Here is a 13,897-nt window from a genome sequence, read left to right as displayed (position 1 = left end):
CTCAGGCGATCCGCAGGTGCGTCGAGCCCTCGAGCGAGGACTCCCAGTGCGCCCAGGAAGCATCGGACGCGTTGGACGCGTCGGACGCGCTGTGGTGCAGGCGGCCCGCCGGGAGCGCGGCCAGCTGCGGGTCCACCACCAGCCGGGTCACGCCGAGCGGCTCGGTCATCGCGCGCACCACGTCCTCGGCGAGGGCGACGCACCGTTGCGTCTCCCCCAGCACCGCCGCGAGCTGCCGCCGGGTCGTGAAGCCGACCGCGGTCCGCTCGCCCAGCGGCGTGCGGAACAGGCGGACGACCGATCCTGCGGGACCCGACCGGACGGGGATGAGGAGCAGTCCGGCCGGGACGCGTTCCGACGGTTCCGGATCGCTCCCACACAGCATCTGGACCATGGGTGTCACCCTTCGAGCGTTCAGTGAGAAAGCGTCAACCCGTGTCCGCAGTACGGTGAACCGTCGCGGATCACGGCTTCACGACCACACTGTTCCCCCAGCTCGCAGCCCTGCGTCCGCCCCTGACGCGTTCCTGACGCCCACCGCGCGAATGTTGTCGACCTGCTGCCGCCCGCGTGACCGGCGTCACTGCCGGTAGTGGCTCACTCCCCGGCGGTGGCGGAGGGGCGCGCCTTCGGCGTGATCAGCGAGAAGAGGCCGCCCTCGACATCGGCGAGCTCCGTCGTCCTGCCGTACGGGGTGTCCATAGGACGCCGGACCACCCTGCCGCCCAGCTCGACGGCGCGGGCCGCGGCCCGGTCGACGTCCGGCGCGGCGAAGGAGATCTGCCAGCGCGGCGTCTCGACCGGCGCGTCCTCGGACGCGGGGCGGTCCAGGCCGCGCAGCGCGGCCACGCTGCGCCCGTCCACACGCAGGACGACGCGCTCGTGCTCGTAGAAGACCTCGCAGCGCTCCGCCGCGTCCCAGTCCAGGACCTCGCCGTAGAAGAGCGCGGCCTTGAACGCGTCGGCGGTGCGCAGCTCGATCCAGTCCGGGACGCCGGTCTGCCGGGGCGGATCGCCCACGCCCGCGGCACGGCCCTGCCAGAGCCCGAAGGAGGCGCCGTCCGGGTCGCGGGCGATCACGATGCGTCCGGCGTCGATGGACACCGGCCCGACGCCGATCGTGCCGCCCCGGTCCACGCCCCGGCGCGCGGCCTCGTGGGCGTCCTTGACGCCGAAGAACGGGGTCCAGCCGACGCCCGTCCCGGCCGAGATCGCGACGCCGCTGATCCCGGCCACGGGGACGCCGTCGGCCAGCACCGACACGTACGGGCCGAGCCGCTCCGGCCCGTGCTCGAAGTCCCAGCCGAGCAGCTCGCCGTAGAAGCGCTGGGCGACGTCCAGGTCGCCCGCGATCAGGCTCACCCAGGAGGGTGCGCCCAGCACGGGACGGACCACCCGCATGCTGCCGCCGGTGCCGCGCTGGTCGCTCACGACGCGCTCCGGCGGGGTTCGGGGGACGTCAGCCGGACATGCTCGGTCATCGTGTGCCTTTCGGCCTCAGGGGCAGGGGATCTCGTGGTCGAGTACCCCTCGCCTACACCGCCAAACTATCGCAAATCCGCCGGTCTCGACCTGGGCCGCACCCACGCGGAGCCCACGCCGTTCCATCACTTTTCAACCACTTTTCAACCACTTTCAGCCGCCGTGCCGACGATGGCGGCCGACGACGGCGAGGCTCGGCGGCGACGTCCGCGCGGACGTGCGGGCTCGGGGAAGCCGCGAGACCGTGGACGCATGAGCGAACACACCTACCGCGTCACCGAGATCGTCGGCACCTCCGGGGAGGGGATCGACGCCGCCATCCGCAGCGCGCTGACCCGTGCCTCACAGACCCTCCACGGCCTGGACTGGTTCGAGGTCACCCAGATCCGCGGCAGCATCAGCGACGGACGGGTCGAGCAGTTCCAGGTCGGCCTGAAGGTCGGCTTCCGCCTGGACGAGTAGGCCGCGGCCGTTCAGTCCCCCACAGCGCCGTCACGGCGCGGGCTCAGGCACGTGCTCGGGCTCGGGCGCGAGCACGACCGCCGTGGTTGCGCCTGCCGTCAACGAGCACCACGATCAGTCCGGCGCCGACCAGCACCTGCTGCGACGTCATGACGGCCCGCGCTCCCTCCACCCGGCTCTGTCCTGCTCAGCCTTGCGGGGGTCGACGCGGGCCGCCTGACGGCGCGTCCGTTCAGATGAACGGCGCGGTCACCTCTTCACGAGTTGGGGCGCTTGCCGTGCGATCCAGCCTTCTTGCGGCGGTCGTGCTTCTTGCGGGCGCGCTTGGACATCTCGGGGTTCCTCAGGTTCTGGTCGGGGTGGAAGGCGGCGTGCCGCATCGTCAGAGGGCGGGCTCAAGCTGGGCGGTGAGCTTCTCGCTCAGCTTGAGCAGCCGGTCCACCGAGCGGCGCTCGGTGACCTGCGGGCCGGCGGCGGTCACGGTCAAGCCCTCGTAGTAGGCGCCGTTGACGACCGGGGTGGTCGGGTCGCAGAGCGCCACGACCGTCGCGGCGACCTCACCGGCGGGACGGCCGGTGGTGCCGTAGAGCGGACGGGTCGCGGTCTCGGCGATGCCCGGGTGGACGCTGATCGCGGTGTGACCCTCGGGCAGCCACTTGGCGAGCGCGGTCACGAAGGTGGTCAGCGCGAGCTTGGACTGCCCGTAGGCGGCGATCCGCGAGTACCGCTTGGCGCGGGTCAGGTCGGTCCAGTCGATGTTGGCGGTGCGGTGCAGGGTCGAGCCGACGGCCACGATCCGCGTGTCCGTGCCGCGCGCCAGCGGACGCTCCAGCAGGCGGGTGAGCAGGTAGGGCGCCAAGTAGTTGACCTGGAAGCTGAGCTCGTTGCCCTCGTCGCTGAGGGTGCGCCGCTCCGGCGCGGCGATGCCCGCGTTGAGGACGAGCAGGTCGAGCGTCTCGTGACGCTCGACGAGGTTCTCGGCCAGGCTGCGGACCTCGTCCAGGTGGCGGAAGTCGGCGGGAGCCTGTTCCAGCCGCCCGGTCGGCGCGCCGAGCTCGACCAGGGCCTCTACGGCGACGGCGGTGTTCTGCTCGGTCTGGCCGTGCACGATCACGCGAGCGCCGCCGAGGGCGAGTCGCAGTGCGGCCTGCAGGCCCAGACCGTTGGTGGCGCCGGTGACCAGGGCGGTGCGACCGGCAAAGGCAAAGGTGTCAGCGGACACGGCGATCCATTCGAGAATTTTCGAAAATCGGGAAAAGGGGACATCACAGGGCTCACCCCGGGAGGGAAGTTCCCGGGAGGCGGCGTCAGCAGCTCAGCGGTGAGCGCGATGAGGCGGACGATCCTCATGCCGCGAGTGCGCGGCTGCGCAGCCCGGCGCGGTGACCGCGCGGACATGGCTGCGAACGAGGAGGTCCATACCGCCCATCCCAGCCGACGCCGACTCCCTTCCGCAAGCGTCCTGACGGACCCTGACGCGGCCGATATGTCCGCGATGCGGTTCTTGTTGACGGCTTAGCGCCAGGACGTGACGACGTGCTCCCGCAGGCAGTTGCACCTCCAGGGGCGCGAGGCTCCGCTGATGTGCGGCTCCGCCGCGTGGGCGCGACGGGTCACCGACGCTCCCGCAGGCGGTTGCACTACCAGGGGCGCGGGGAACTGCGCGACAAGCCACCGGCATGCGGATGGTCCTCAACGCTCAGGGCCATCCGCACATCAGTGATTGTTCGCGCCCACGCGGCGGAGCCGCATATCAGCAGAGCCTCGCGCCCCTGGTGAGTGCAACGTCCCACCTGCCCACGGAACCGTCCGCTCACGGCTCGAAGCGGTACCCCATCCCCGGCTCCGTCAGGAGATGCCGTGGTCGTGACGGGTCCGCCTCCAACTTGCGTCGCAGGCCCGCGAAGTAGACGCGGAGGTAGTTGGTCTTCTGCTCGTGGCCGGGCCCCCACACCTGTTGGAGGATCTGAGCACCCGTCACCAGCTTGCCCGGATGCGTCAACAGCACAGCAAGGATGCGCCACTCCGTCGGCGTCAGCCGAACCTGCGGGCCGTCGCCCCGCGACGGGCGGACCACCGCGCCGGCGAGGTCGACGGTGAAGGCGCCGATCTCGACCGTGGGTGCGGGCGCCTCCGCCCGCGTCGGGCGGCGCAGCGCGGCGCGGAGTCGGGCCAGTAGCTCGTTCATGGCGAAGGGCTTGGTGACGTAGTCGTCCGCGCCCGCGTCCAGCGCCGCGACCTTCTCGGCGAACTCCGACCGCCCGGACAGCACGATGACCGGGACCGCGCTCCACGCGCGCAGCGCCTGGATCACCTGCAGCCCGCCGATCTGCGGCAGGCCGAGGTCGAGGATGACCGCGTCCGGGGGGTTCTGCGTGGCTTCCAACAGGGCTCGTCTGCCGTCGGCGGCGGTTGCGACCGTGTAGTGCCGGGCCTGGAGGTTGATCTGCAGGGCCTTCAGCATCTGGGGTTCGTCGTCGACGATGAGGATACGGGTCACAGCGAGGCCATTCCGTCGGTCACGGGGCTGGTTGGGGCTGGGGAGGTCAGGGGTTCCGGCATGCCGTCGACGGCATCCGGCTCGGGCGGCGCCGTGCCCGGGGAGGGCGACGCCGCAGGAAGGGCGAGGGACATGGTGAGTCCGCCGCCGGGGGTGTCCTCCGGCGTCAGCGTGCCGCCCATCGCCTCGGCCAGGCCGCGCGAGAGGGCCAGGCCCAGGCCGACGCCGGTGGTGTTGTCGTGGTCGCCGAGGCGCTGGAACGGCTGGAAGATCCGCTCCCGGTCAGCTGCGGGCAGGCCGGGGCCGCGGTCGACGACGCGCAGTTCGACCCGGTCGTCGAGCGCGCTGGCGGCCAGGACCACCGAGCGTCCCTCGCCGTGCCGCAGCGCGTTGGCGGTCAGGTTGGCGATGGCGCGCTCCAGCAGCGGCGGGTCGACGAGCACCGGCGGTACCGTGTCGAGCCCGGTGGTGCGCACCGCAGGGTGGTCGTCGGGCAGGGAGTCGAGGGCGCTCGCGACGACCTCGGCCAGCGGTGTCGGCTGGAGGTGCAGGGTGAGCGCGCCTGCCTGGAGCCGGCTCATGTCGAGCAGGTTGTCGACCAGGCGGTTGAGCTTGAGCAGCGAACTCTGCGCGGTGCCGAGGAGTTCGTCGCGGTCGTCCGCGCTGAACTCGACCTCGCGGCTGCGCAGCGAGGTGACGGACGCCAGCGCGACGGCCATGGGCGTGCGCAGGTCGTGGCTGACGGCGGCGAGCAGCGCGGTGCGGAGCCGGTCGGCGGCCTTGACGGGTTCGACTTCGGCGGCGGCCTCGGCCAACCTGGCGCGCTCCAACGCGACGGCGACGTGTGCGGCGAAGGCGGCGAGGACGCGGCGGTCGGAGGCGGGCAGCGGACGGCCGCGCAGCACCAGTGAGGAGTCCGTCCCGACCGGGACCGTCTCCGCTCCGTGCTGCTGCGCCAACTCCTCCGGCAGCAGCGCGTTCTCGACCAGCTCGACGCTGTCCATGGCGAACGTCTCGCGCAGTCGGGCAAGGAGCGCGGGCACCGCCTGGTCCCCGCGCAGCACCGCACCCGCGAGTGCGGACAGCGTCTCCGCCTCCGCCGCAGCGCGAGCCGCTCGCCGCGAGAACCGCGTGCCGGCGTCCACCACGGCTGCGACGACGGTGGCGGCGACTGCGAAGACCACCAGCGCAAGCGCGTTGTTGGGCTCGTTGATGTTCAGCGAGTGGATCGGCGGCATGAAGTAGTAGTTGAGCAGCAGCGACGCCACCACCGAGGCCACCAGCGCCGACGTGATCCCGCCCAGCAGGGCGACGCCGACGACCACGGTCAGGTAGAGCAGCGTGTCGCTGGTCAGGTTGACCGTCTCGCGCGTCTGGCACAGCACCGCCGTCAACAACGCTGGCAGCACCAGTCCGGAGACCAGCCCGGTCACCCGCCGTCCGGTGGAGTGCAGTTGCCCGGCGGCCCGCAACACCCGTCCCCGGCCTGCCCGTTCGTGGGTGACCATGTGGACGTCGATGTCGCCGGAGAGTTCGACAGTGGTCTCGCCGATGCCGCGTCCGGCGGTGAGCGCCCGGCGGAGCGGGCCGCGGCGGCTGGTGCCGAGGACGAGTTGGGTGGCGTTGGAGGCGCGGGCGAAGTCCAGGAGTGCCTGGGGGATGTTGTCGCCGACGACGGAGTGGAAGCTGCCGCCGAGGGATTCGACCAGGTGGCGTTGGGTGGCCAGGGCGGCGGGGTTGGCGTCGGCGAGGCCGTGGCTGCGGGCGACGTGGACGGCGAGCAGGGCGCCGCTGCCCGCGCGGTCGGCGATGCGGGCGGCGCGGCGGATCAGGGTCTCGCCCTCGGGTCCGCCGGTGAGGGCGACGACGACGCGTTCGCGGGTCTCCCAGACCTTGCTGATCTCGTGCTCGGCGCGGTAGCGCTGCATGCCCTCGTCGACGCGTCCGGCCAGCCAGAGCAGGGCGAGTTCGCGCAGGGCGGTCAGGTTGCCGACGCGGAAGTAGTTGGAGAGGGCGGCGTCGACCTTCTCGGCGGTGTAGACGTTGCCGTGGGCCATGCGGCGGCGCAGGCCTTCGGGGGCCATGTCGACCAGTTCGATCTGGTCCGCCCGGCGCACGACCTCGTCCGGGACGGTCTCGCGCTGCGGCACGCCCGTGATCTTCTGCACCACGTCGTTCAGCGATTCGAGATGCTGCACGTTGACGGCCGTGAGGACGTCGATGCCCGCGTCGAGGAGTTGCTGGATGTCCTGCCAGCGCTTGGCGTTGCGCCCGCCGGGCACGTTGGTGTGGGCGAGCTCGTCCACCACGGCGACGCGGGGCGCCCTGGCGATCACCGCGTCCACGTCCATCTCGGTGAACCGGCCGCCGCGGTAGTCGCGTTCGAGCCGCGGCACGGTCTCCAGACCGGTCAGCAGCGCCTCGGTATTCGGGCGTTTGTGGCACTCGACATAGCCGACCACCACGTCCTGCCCTCGGGCCAGTCTGCGCTGTGCCTCGTCGAGCATCTTGTAGGTCTTTCCCACACCCGGCGCCGAACCGAGGAAGACCTTCAACTTGCCCGGCGGGACCGACCCGTTCCGCGCTGACACCACGAACTCCCTTGCGAGTTACGAGTGACGAGTGACGAGTGACGACCTGTGCGGCCCGGCCGTGCGGAGCAGATCGGCTCCGCGCGGCCGGACCGGTGATGGTCATACTACGAACTACCTGTCTGACGCCAGCTCAGCCGAGCTTGGCCAGAGCGATGTTGAGCTCCAGCACGTTCACGCGGGGCTCGCCCAGGAAGCCGAGGTCACGGCCCTGGGTGTACTTCGCGACCAGCGCCTGAACGGTACCGACCGACAGACCACGCGCCTTGGCGACACGGTCGACCTGGATGGCCGCGTAGGCCGGGCTGATGTCCGGGTCCAGACCCGAGCCGGACGACGTGAGCGCGTCGGCCGGGACGGCGCTCTGCGACACCCCGTTGAACGAGGCGATGGCCGCCTTGAGCTGGGTGTAGGTGGAGGCCAGACCGGCGTCGTTGGTGCCCTTGTTGGTGGCGCCGGACGCGGTCGGGTCGTAGCCGAGCGCGCCTGCCGCGGACGGCCGGGACTGGAAGAACTTCGGGTCCGGCGTCTGGGACTTGCCGTCCTTGGAGACAACGGTGAAGTTCTGGCCGATCAGCGAGGAGCCGACGACCTGTCCCTGCGCGTTCTTGACCATGGAGCCGTTGGCCTGGTCACTGAACGCCACCTGGGAGATCCCGGTGATCGCCAGCGGGTAGGCGAGGCCGCAGAGCACCGTGAAGAGCAGCAGGATCCGCAGACCCGTCAGGTGGTTCCGCACCGAGGTGGGAAGAGGCTTAGCCATGACGATTCATCACTTCTCTTAATCTCCTTACGGAGTGCTCAGTGCAGGCCGGGGATGAACATGACGATCAGGTCGATCGCCTTGATGCCGACGAACGGCAGGATCAGACCGCCGATGCCGTAGATCCCCAGGTTGCGGCGGAGCAGCGACTGCGAGGACGAGGGCCGGTAGCGGACGCCGCGCAGGGCCAGCGGGATCAGGCCGATGATGATCAGCGCGTTGAAGATGATCGCCGAGGCGATCGCCGACGTCGGGCTGTGCAGCTGCATGATGTTCAGCTTGCCGAGGCCGGGGTACACGCTGGCGAACATGGCCGGGATGATCGCGAAGTACTTCGCGACGTCGTTGGCGATGGAGAAGGTGGTCAGCGCGCCGCGAGTGATCAGGAGCTGCTTGCCGATCTCGACGATCTCGATCAGCTTGGTGGGGTTGGAGTCGAGGTCCACCATGTTCCCGGCCTCCTTGGCGGCCGAGGTACCGGTGTTCATCGCGACACCCACGTCAGCCTGGGCCAGGGCCGGGGCGTCGTTGGTGCCGTCACCGGTCATGGCGACAAGGCGGCCGCCCTCCTGCTCCTTCTTGATCAGGGCCATCTTGTCCTCGGGAGTGGCCTCCGCGAGGAAGTCGTCCACGCCCGCCTCCTCGGCGATCGCGGCGGCCGTCAGCGGGTTGTCACCCGTGATCATGACGGTCTTGATGCCCATGGTGCGCATCTCCGCGAAGCGCTCCTTGATGCCAGGCTTGACGACGTCCTTCAGGTAGATGACACCGAGCACGCGGGCCGGGGCGTCGCCCTTCTTCTCCGCGACCACCAGCGGCGTGCCACCGAGGTTGGAGATGCGCTCGACCGCCACGTCCAGCTCGTTGGACGTCTGACCGCCGTTCTCCTGGACCCAGGTCGCGACGGCGGCGGCGGCACCCTTGCGGATGGCGTGGACGCCGGCGGGCTCGTCCAGGTCCACACCCGACATCCGGGTCTGCGCGGTGAACTCGATCCACTCCGCGTGGGCCAACTCGCCCTGGGCCCGCTCGCGCAGGCCGTACTTCTCCTTGGCCAGCACCACGATGGAACGGCCCTCGGGCGTCTCGTCCGCGAGGGACGAGAGCTGCGCGGCACTCGCGACCTCGTTCGCGTCGGCACCGCCGACGGTCACGAACTCGGCGGCCTGGCGGTTGCCGAAGGTGATGGTGCCGGTCTTGTCGAGCAGCAGCGTGGAGACGTCACCGGCGGCCTCGACCGCGCGGCCCGACATCGCGAGCACGTTGCGCTGCACCAGCCGGTCCATACCCGCGATGCCGATCGCGGAGAGCAGCGCACCGATCGTGGTCGGGATCAGCGCGACCAGCAGGGACACCAGGACGACGATCGTCTGCGGCGCACCGGCGTACTTGGCCATCGGCTGCAGCGTGACAACTGCCAGCAGGAAGACGATGGTGAGGGACGCCAGCAGGATGTTGAGGGCGATCTCGTTCGGCGTCTTCTGCCGAGCGGCGCCCTCGACCAGGGCGATCATCCGATCGATGAAGGTCTTGCCCGGCTCGGACGTGATCTTCACGACGACCCGGTCCGACAGCACCTTCGTGCCACCAGTCACCGCCGAGCGGTCACCACCGGACTCACGGATGACCGGAGCGGACTCGCCGGTGATGGCCGACTCGTCCACCGACGCGACACCCTCGACAACGTCACCGTCACCGGGGATGACCTGACCGGCCTCGACTATGACGAAGTCACCGAGCTTGAGCTGGGTTGCGGAGATCTCCTCCTCGGCGACCTCCGTGGTACCCGGGGCCCAGGCACCGACGACACGGCGTGCCAGGGTGTCCGTACGGGTCTTGCGCAGGGTGTCTGCCTGCGCCTTGCCGCGGCCCTCGGCCACGGCCTCGGCCAGGTTGGCGAAGACAACGGTCAGCCAGAGCCAGACCGTGATCACCCACGCGAAGACGCTGGGCTTCTCGATCGCGGACAGCGTGGTGAGCAGCGAGCCCACCTCGACCACGAACATCACCGGGTTCTTGAACATCACCCGGGGGTCGAGCTTCTTGCAGGCGTCCGGGAAGGACTTGAGCAGCTGCTTGGGGTCGAGCAGGCCCCCGCCGATCCGGCGCTCAGCCGGGAGCTCGGGCTGCGGGGACTCCGGCGCGACCTCCGGAGAGTGCAGGGTGGGAGTGGACATCAGTGGAGGCCTTCCGCGAGCGGCCCGAGCGCCAGGGCCGGGAAGTAGGTGAGCCCGACGACGATCAGGATCACGCCGGACAACATGCCGACGAAGAGCGGGCTGTGGGTCTTGAGCGTGCCGGTCGACGCCGGCACGTGCTGCTGCTTGGCCAGCGAACCGGCGAGCGCCAGCACGAACACCATCGGCAGGAACCGGCCGAACAGCATCGTCAGACTGAGCGCCTCCTGCCAGTGGTTACTGGTCACCGTGATACCGGCGAACGCGGAACCGTTGTTGTTGGCGGCCGAGGTGAACGCGTAGAGGACCTCGGAGAAGCCGTGCGGCCCGGTGTTGTTCATACCGCCGCCGTGACCGGCCTTCAGCGACATCGCAAGGCCCGTGCCGACCAGGACGATCGAGGGCGTGGTCAGGATGTAGAGGGAGGCGAACTTCATCTCACGGGCGCCGAGCTTCTTGCCCAGGTACTCCGGCGTGCGGCCGACCATCAGACCCGCCACGAAGACGGTGACGATCGCGAGCATCAGGATGCCGTAGAGGCCCGAGCCGGTACCGCCGGGCGCGATCTCACCGAACATCATGTTCAGGATCGTCACGCCGCCGCCGAGCGGCGTCAGCGAGTCGTGCGCGGCGTTGACCGCACCGGTCGAGGTCAGCGTGGTCGAAGCAGCGAACAGGGAGCTGCCCGGGATGCCGAAGCGAACTTCCTTGCCCTCCATCGCCGCACCGGCGATGTGGGCGGCGATGCCCGAGTGCTGGTTCTCGAAGAACGAGATCAGCGCGGCGGACGCGGCCCAGTACAGGCCCATCACCGAGACGATCGCGTAGCCCTGCTTCTGCGACTTCACCATCGTGCCGAAGGTGCGGCACAGCGCGAACGAGATCACCAGCAGGAGGTAGATCTCCAGCAGGTTGGTGAAGGGGTTCGGGTTCTCGAACGGGTGCGCCGAGTTGGCGTTGTAGAAGCCACCACCGTTGGTGCCCAGCTCCTTGATGACCTCCTGCGAGGCCACCGGACCACCAGGGATCGACTGCGCGGTGCCGTTCAGCGTGTGCACGATCTGCGCGGCGTGCAGGTTCTCCACCACGCCGCTCGCGACCAGCACGATCGCGAAGACGACCGAGATCGGCAGCAGCACCCGCAGGGTCAGGCGGGTGAGGTCCACCCAGAAGTTGCCCAGCAGGTCGGTCTTCTGACGGATGAAGCCGCGGATGAGCGCCGTGACCACGGCGATGCCGACGGCCGCGGAGAGGAAGTTCTGCACCGCGAGACCGGCCATCTGCACCAGGTGGCCCATCGTCGCCTCACCCGAGTACGACTGCCAGTTGGTGTTGGTGACGAACGACGCCGCGGTGTTCCAGGCCATCGCCGGCGAGACCGCCGGGAAGCCGAGCGACAGCCACAGGTGCTCCTGCAGCCGCTGGAATCCGTAGAGGAAGAGAACCGAGATGAACGAGAAAGCCAATACGGAGCGCAGGTAGGCGGCCCAGGTCTGCTCCGCGTCACCGTCGACGCCGATCAGCTTGTAGATGCCGCGCTCGAAGCGCAGGTGCTTACGGGTCGTCAGCACGTAGGCCATGTAGTCGCCCAACGGCCGGTAGGAGAGCGCCAGCGCTCCCACCAGGGCGAGGGCCTGCAGAAAGCCCGCGAGGGTAGGGTTCACTAGAACTTCTCCGGACGGATCAGGGCCGCGATGAGGTAGGCGACAAGGCCGATCGACACGATCAGGCCGATGATGTTGTCGGCGTTCACAGCCGCTCAACCCCCTTGACAATCAAGGCGAGGACCGCGAACACCACGATCGTCACCCCGACGAAGAACAGGTCCTGCATGGGAATGCCACCCCAGAAGAACGAAGGTGTGATCCGGCCGGGGGAGTTCCCGGGCGGCGCCGCCCTGAGGGCGGCAACCGAAAGGAAAGCGCACGTGCAGATGCCGTCAGCACATCCTTGACGCCCTCCTTGCGCGGCCCCCGGGAACCGATACGCGCTCTTATCGGTCCTTTATCCGGCTGAGACCCGAGGGTCGCCCGGGCGTTGCGAAACAAGCGGGGTTTCGGTCAACCCTGCTCCACGCGAGGGGACACAGGTGGGCGCAGACGAGAGCAGCCGACGCAGGCAAAGGAAAAGGGGCGCGCGGCTCTCCCTCGGGCCGCACGCCCCTCGCTGTTGCTCTCCCACCTGTACCGGTCGCCGCCCTGCAAGGCATGACCGGTGGAAAGCAAACCCCGGCCCGATGCTCCCCCACGGAACTGCGGGCCTGGTTCCCCCTGACCAGAGAACCTAGCCGGATCCCGCGCCCCGACCCGACCGCCCTGACGCCTCCTTCACGCCCTTGGCCGATCTCCTGACGAACCCTTGACGCGGACGCCTTTCCGCAGCTCAGCACGGGCGCCGGGGACGTCGCCCTCAGCCGGGCGCGACCAGCAGCGCGAGCGCCGCCAGCACGGCCACCACCCCGAGCGCGACGAAGACCCGTTCGCGCCCCTGGCCCTCTCGGCCCTCGACGACCACTTCGCGCGGATCGGCCGGGTCGTAGCGGAGCCAGACCTCACTGCCGTCGCGCAGCCCGGCCGGCCCGTAGACCTCCATCACCAGCTCGCGCTCGTCGTCGGTGGTGAACTGCAGCAACGGCCGGGTGGCGCCGGGCCGGAGCCGGACCAGGGCGCGGACCCGACGGCCATAGTGACGGATCCGGCGCGTCTGCCCCAGACCGACGATCCCCGCCAGATACGCGACGACCCCGCCGACACCCAGGAAGACGCCGGTGACGACCCCGCCGGCATCGCTCATCGCACCCTCTCCTTGTCCACCGCCGCCGCTGCCCCTCGCGTCCACCCGCGCCCACCCGCGTCCGCTCCCTGCCCAGTTTGCGCGTCGGTCGAACACCCGGCACAGGGACGGGTCAGGGAGGCGTAAAGGAGCGGCCCGCGCGCGTATGGAGCGCGTCAATGCCCCTGGTCGCACCCCTTCTCAGGCCGTCCAATGGAGTCGGGCGGTCCGGACGGGCCGCCGTAGTGCTGTTCGGCAGTTCAGAAAGTCAGTTCAGAAGTCAGAGAGTTCGGAAAGAAGCGTGTGCCATGACTGAGACCTCACGAGTGATCGTCGGCGTGAGCGACGAGGTCGGCGACATCGCCCTGCTGCGTCGCGCGGCGGAGGAGGCGCGGCGCCAGCACGCCGTGCTGGTCCCCGTGCTGGCCTGGTACCCGGTCGGCGGCGAGCAGCTCTACCGGGCGCACCCGTGCCCGGAACTGGCACGCGACTGGGAGCGCCGCGCCTGCGACCAGCTCGACGAGCTCGTTGTGGACGCGATCGGTCCCGAGGAGCCGGTGCGGGTCCAGCCGACCGTAGTCCGGTCGGAAACCCTGCGGCAGGCCGTCGAGTCCGTGGCGGTGCGGCCCGGCGACGTCACCTTCCTGCCCACTCCCCGAGCCGGCGTGCTGGCCCGGCTGGGCCTGCGCCATCACCACAACCACGGCCACGGCGTGGCCCTGGCCAGCTGAGCGTCTGATCGCGGCCGAGCCGCTGAACCGAAGTCGGAGGAGAGCACCCCGTGGGCCTGATCGAACTCGCCGCGCTGCCCTGCATCATCACCTTCACCCTGCTCGCCGTCGGCGGCACCCTGCTGCTGGCCCCGACCCGGGCGATGCGCACCCTCGGCGACGGCTTCGGCTTCGACGGCGCGGCAGCGACCCGTACGGCGGCCCGCCGCGTGCCGGCCCGGATTGCCGGGCTGCTGCTGTGCGCGTACGCGGTCTTCCTGATGGCGAACACGCTCGGGCTGTTCCGGGCACTGCACCTTTAGCCTTCGCTCCCGCAGGCGATTGCACTGCCTCAGGGGCGGGGGGGGGGGGCCCCCCCCCCCGGGGGGGGGGGGGGCGGCCCCCCGGCCAAACACTCGAACGGGCCCCCCGGGGCGCCG

14 protein-coding genes are annotated in these 13,897 nt (G+C 70.2%); 3 read left to right on the top strand and 11 right to left on the bottom strand.

The features are described 5' to 3' along the window. Nucleotide 1: 1 nt before the first annotated feature. Nucleotides 2-394: an SAV_915 family protein gene (locus I2501_RS12520; RefSeq protein WP_196193988.1), complete on the bottom strand. Its 393-nt coding sequence runs from the start codon at nt 392-394 to the stop codon at nt 2-4. Between the two features lie 203 nt (nt 395-597). Beyond that, entirely contained in the window at nt 598-1,431 is an 834-nt protein-coding gene (locus tag I2501_RS12515) for a VOC family protein (RefSeq protein WP_328806332.1), read from the bottom strand. Between the two features lie 303 nt (nt 1,432-1,734). Here I2501_RS12515 and I2501_RS12510 point away from each other — a divergent pair, with 303 nt between their 5' ends. After that, entirely contained in the window at nt 1,735-1,944 is a 210-nt protein-coding gene (locus I2501_RS12510) for a dodecin (protein WP_196193987.1), read from the top strand. Nucleotides 1,945-2,201: 257 nt separating this feature from the next. Here the strand turns inward: I2501_RS12510 and I2501_RS40225 are convergent, their stop codons facing one another. The 9 genes from I2501_RS40225 to I2501_RS12470 form a co-directional block, all read right to left on the bottom strand. After that, nucleotides 2,202-2,324 carry a 50S ribosomal protein bL37 gene (locus I2501_RS40225; protein ID WP_268926905.1) on the bottom strand — a complete coding sequence of 41 codons (123 nt, stop codon included), beginning with the start codon at nt 2,322-2,324 and terminating at the stop codon, nt 2,202-2,204. Nucleotides 2,325-2,326: 2 nt separating this feature from the next. After that, a complete protein-coding gene (locus I2501_RS12505) occupies nt 2,327-3,166 on the bottom strand; it encodes an SDR family NAD(P)-dependent oxidoreductase (protein WP_196193986.1) in 840 nt (279 codons plus the stop codon). Between the two features lie 591 nt (nt 3,167-3,757). Next, nucleotides 3,758-4,444, bottom strand: coding sequence for a response regulator (locus I2501_RS12500; protein WP_196193985.1), 687 nt, complete (start codon nt 4,442-4,444; stop codon nt 3,758-3,760). After that, nucleotides 4,441-7,035: a sensor histidine kinase gene (locus I2501_RS12495; RefSeq protein WP_328806331.1), complete on the bottom strand. Its 2,595-nt coding sequence runs from the start codon at nt 7,033-7,035 to the stop codon at nt 4,441-4,443. Before I2501_RS12495 ends, I2501_RS12500 begins: the two co-directional genes overlap by 4 nt. A gap of 133 nt (nt 7,036-7,168) precedes the next feature. Further along, nucleotides 7,169-7,798, bottom strand: coding sequence for a potassium-transporting ATPase subunit KdpC (gene kdpC, locus I2501_RS12490; RefSeq protein ID WP_196193984.1), 630 nt, complete (start codon nt 7,796-7,798; stop codon nt 7,169-7,171). Between the two features lie 38 nt (nt 7,799-7,836). Next, on the bottom strand, nt 7,837-9,975 hold the full coding sequence (gene kdpB, locus I2501_RS12485) for a potassium-transporting ATPase subunit KdpB (protein WP_196193983.1): 2,139 nt from the start codon (nt 9,973-9,975) through the stop codon (nt 7,837-7,839). Then, the gene (gene kdpA, locus I2501_RS12480) at nt 9,975-11,639 is read right to left on the bottom strand and encodes a potassium-transporting ATPase subunit KdpA (RefSeq protein ID WP_196193982.1); all 1,665 of its coding nucleotides are present in this window, start codon (nt 11,637-11,639) and stop codon (nt 9,975-9,977) included. The genes kdpB and kdpA overlap by 1 nt, the downstream gene beginning before the upstream one ends. Further along, nucleotides 11,639-11,728 carry a K(+)-transporting ATPase subunit F gene (kdpF, locus tag I2501_RS12475; protein ID WP_196193981.1) on the bottom strand — a complete coding sequence of 30 codons (90 nt, stop codon included), beginning with the start codon at nt 11,726-11,728 and terminating at the stop codon, nt 11,639-11,641. The genes kdpA and kdpF overlap by 1 nt, the downstream gene beginning before the upstream one ends. Nucleotides 11,729-12,384: 656 nt before the next feature. Beyond that, nucleotides 12,385-12,768, bottom strand: coding sequence for a DUF3592 domain-containing protein (locus I2501_RS12470; protein WP_196193980.1), 384 nt, complete (start codon nt 12,766-12,768; stop codon nt 12,385-12,387). Nucleotides 12,769-13,055: 287 nt separating this feature from the next. Here I2501_RS12470 and I2501_RS12465 point away from each other — a divergent pair, with 287 nt between their 5' ends. After that, nucleotides 13,056-13,478 carry a universal stress protein gene (locus tag I2501_RS12465; RefSeq protein WP_196193979.1) on the top strand — a complete coding sequence of 141 codons (423 nt, stop codon included), beginning with the start codon at nt 13,056-13,058 and terminating at the stop codon, nt 13,476-13,478. A gap of 50 nt (nt 13,479-13,528) precedes the next feature. Beyond that, on the top strand, nt 13,529-13,780 hold the full coding sequence (locus tag I2501_RS12460) for a hypothetical protein (RefSeq protein WP_196193978.1): 252 nt from the start codon (nt 13,529-13,531) through the stop codon (nt 13,778-13,780). The last annotated feature ends 117 nt before the right edge of the window (nt 13,781-13,897 follow it).

It is taken from the genome of Streptacidiphilus fuscans, assembly GCF_015690355.1.
Taxonomy (GTDB): domain Bacteria; phylum Actinomycetota; class Actinomycetes; order Streptomycetales; family Streptomycetaceae; genus Streptacidiphilus; species Streptacidiphilus fuscans.
Note: the sequence above shows the minus strand (reverse complement) of the source record. Positions and strands in the feature narration are given on the sequence as shown.

Excerpts from the sequence above, each read along its gene's own strand:
- I2501_RS12520 (WP_196193988.1), bottom strand. The coding sequence starts at position 394 with ATGGTCCAGATGCTGTGTGGGAGCGATCCGGAACCGTCGGAACGCGTC.
- I2501_RS12510 (WP_196193987.1), top strand. The coding sequence starts at position 1,735 with ATGAGCGAACACACCTACCGCGTCACCGAGATCGTCGGCACCTCCGGG.
- I2501_RS40225 (WP_268926905.1), bottom strand. The coding sequence starts at position 2,324 with ATGCGGCACGCCGCCTTCCACCCCGACCAGAACCTGAGGAACCCCGAG.
- kdpC (WP_196193984.1), bottom strand. The coding sequence starts at position 7,798 with ATGGCTAAGCCTCTTCCCACCTCGGTGCGGAACCACCTGACGGGTCTG.
- kdpB (WP_196193983.1), bottom strand. The coding sequence starts at position 9,975 with ATGTCCACTCCCACCCTGCACTCTCCGGAGGTCGCGCCGGAGTCCCCG.
- I2501_RS12470 (WP_196193980.1), bottom strand. The coding sequence starts at position 12,768 with ATGAGCGATGCCGGCGGGGTCGTCACCGGCGTCTTCCTGGGTGTCGGC.
- I2501_RS12465 (WP_196193979.1), top strand. The coding sequence starts at position 13,056 with ATGACTGAGACCTCACGAGTGATCGTCGGCGTGAGCGACGAGGTCGGC.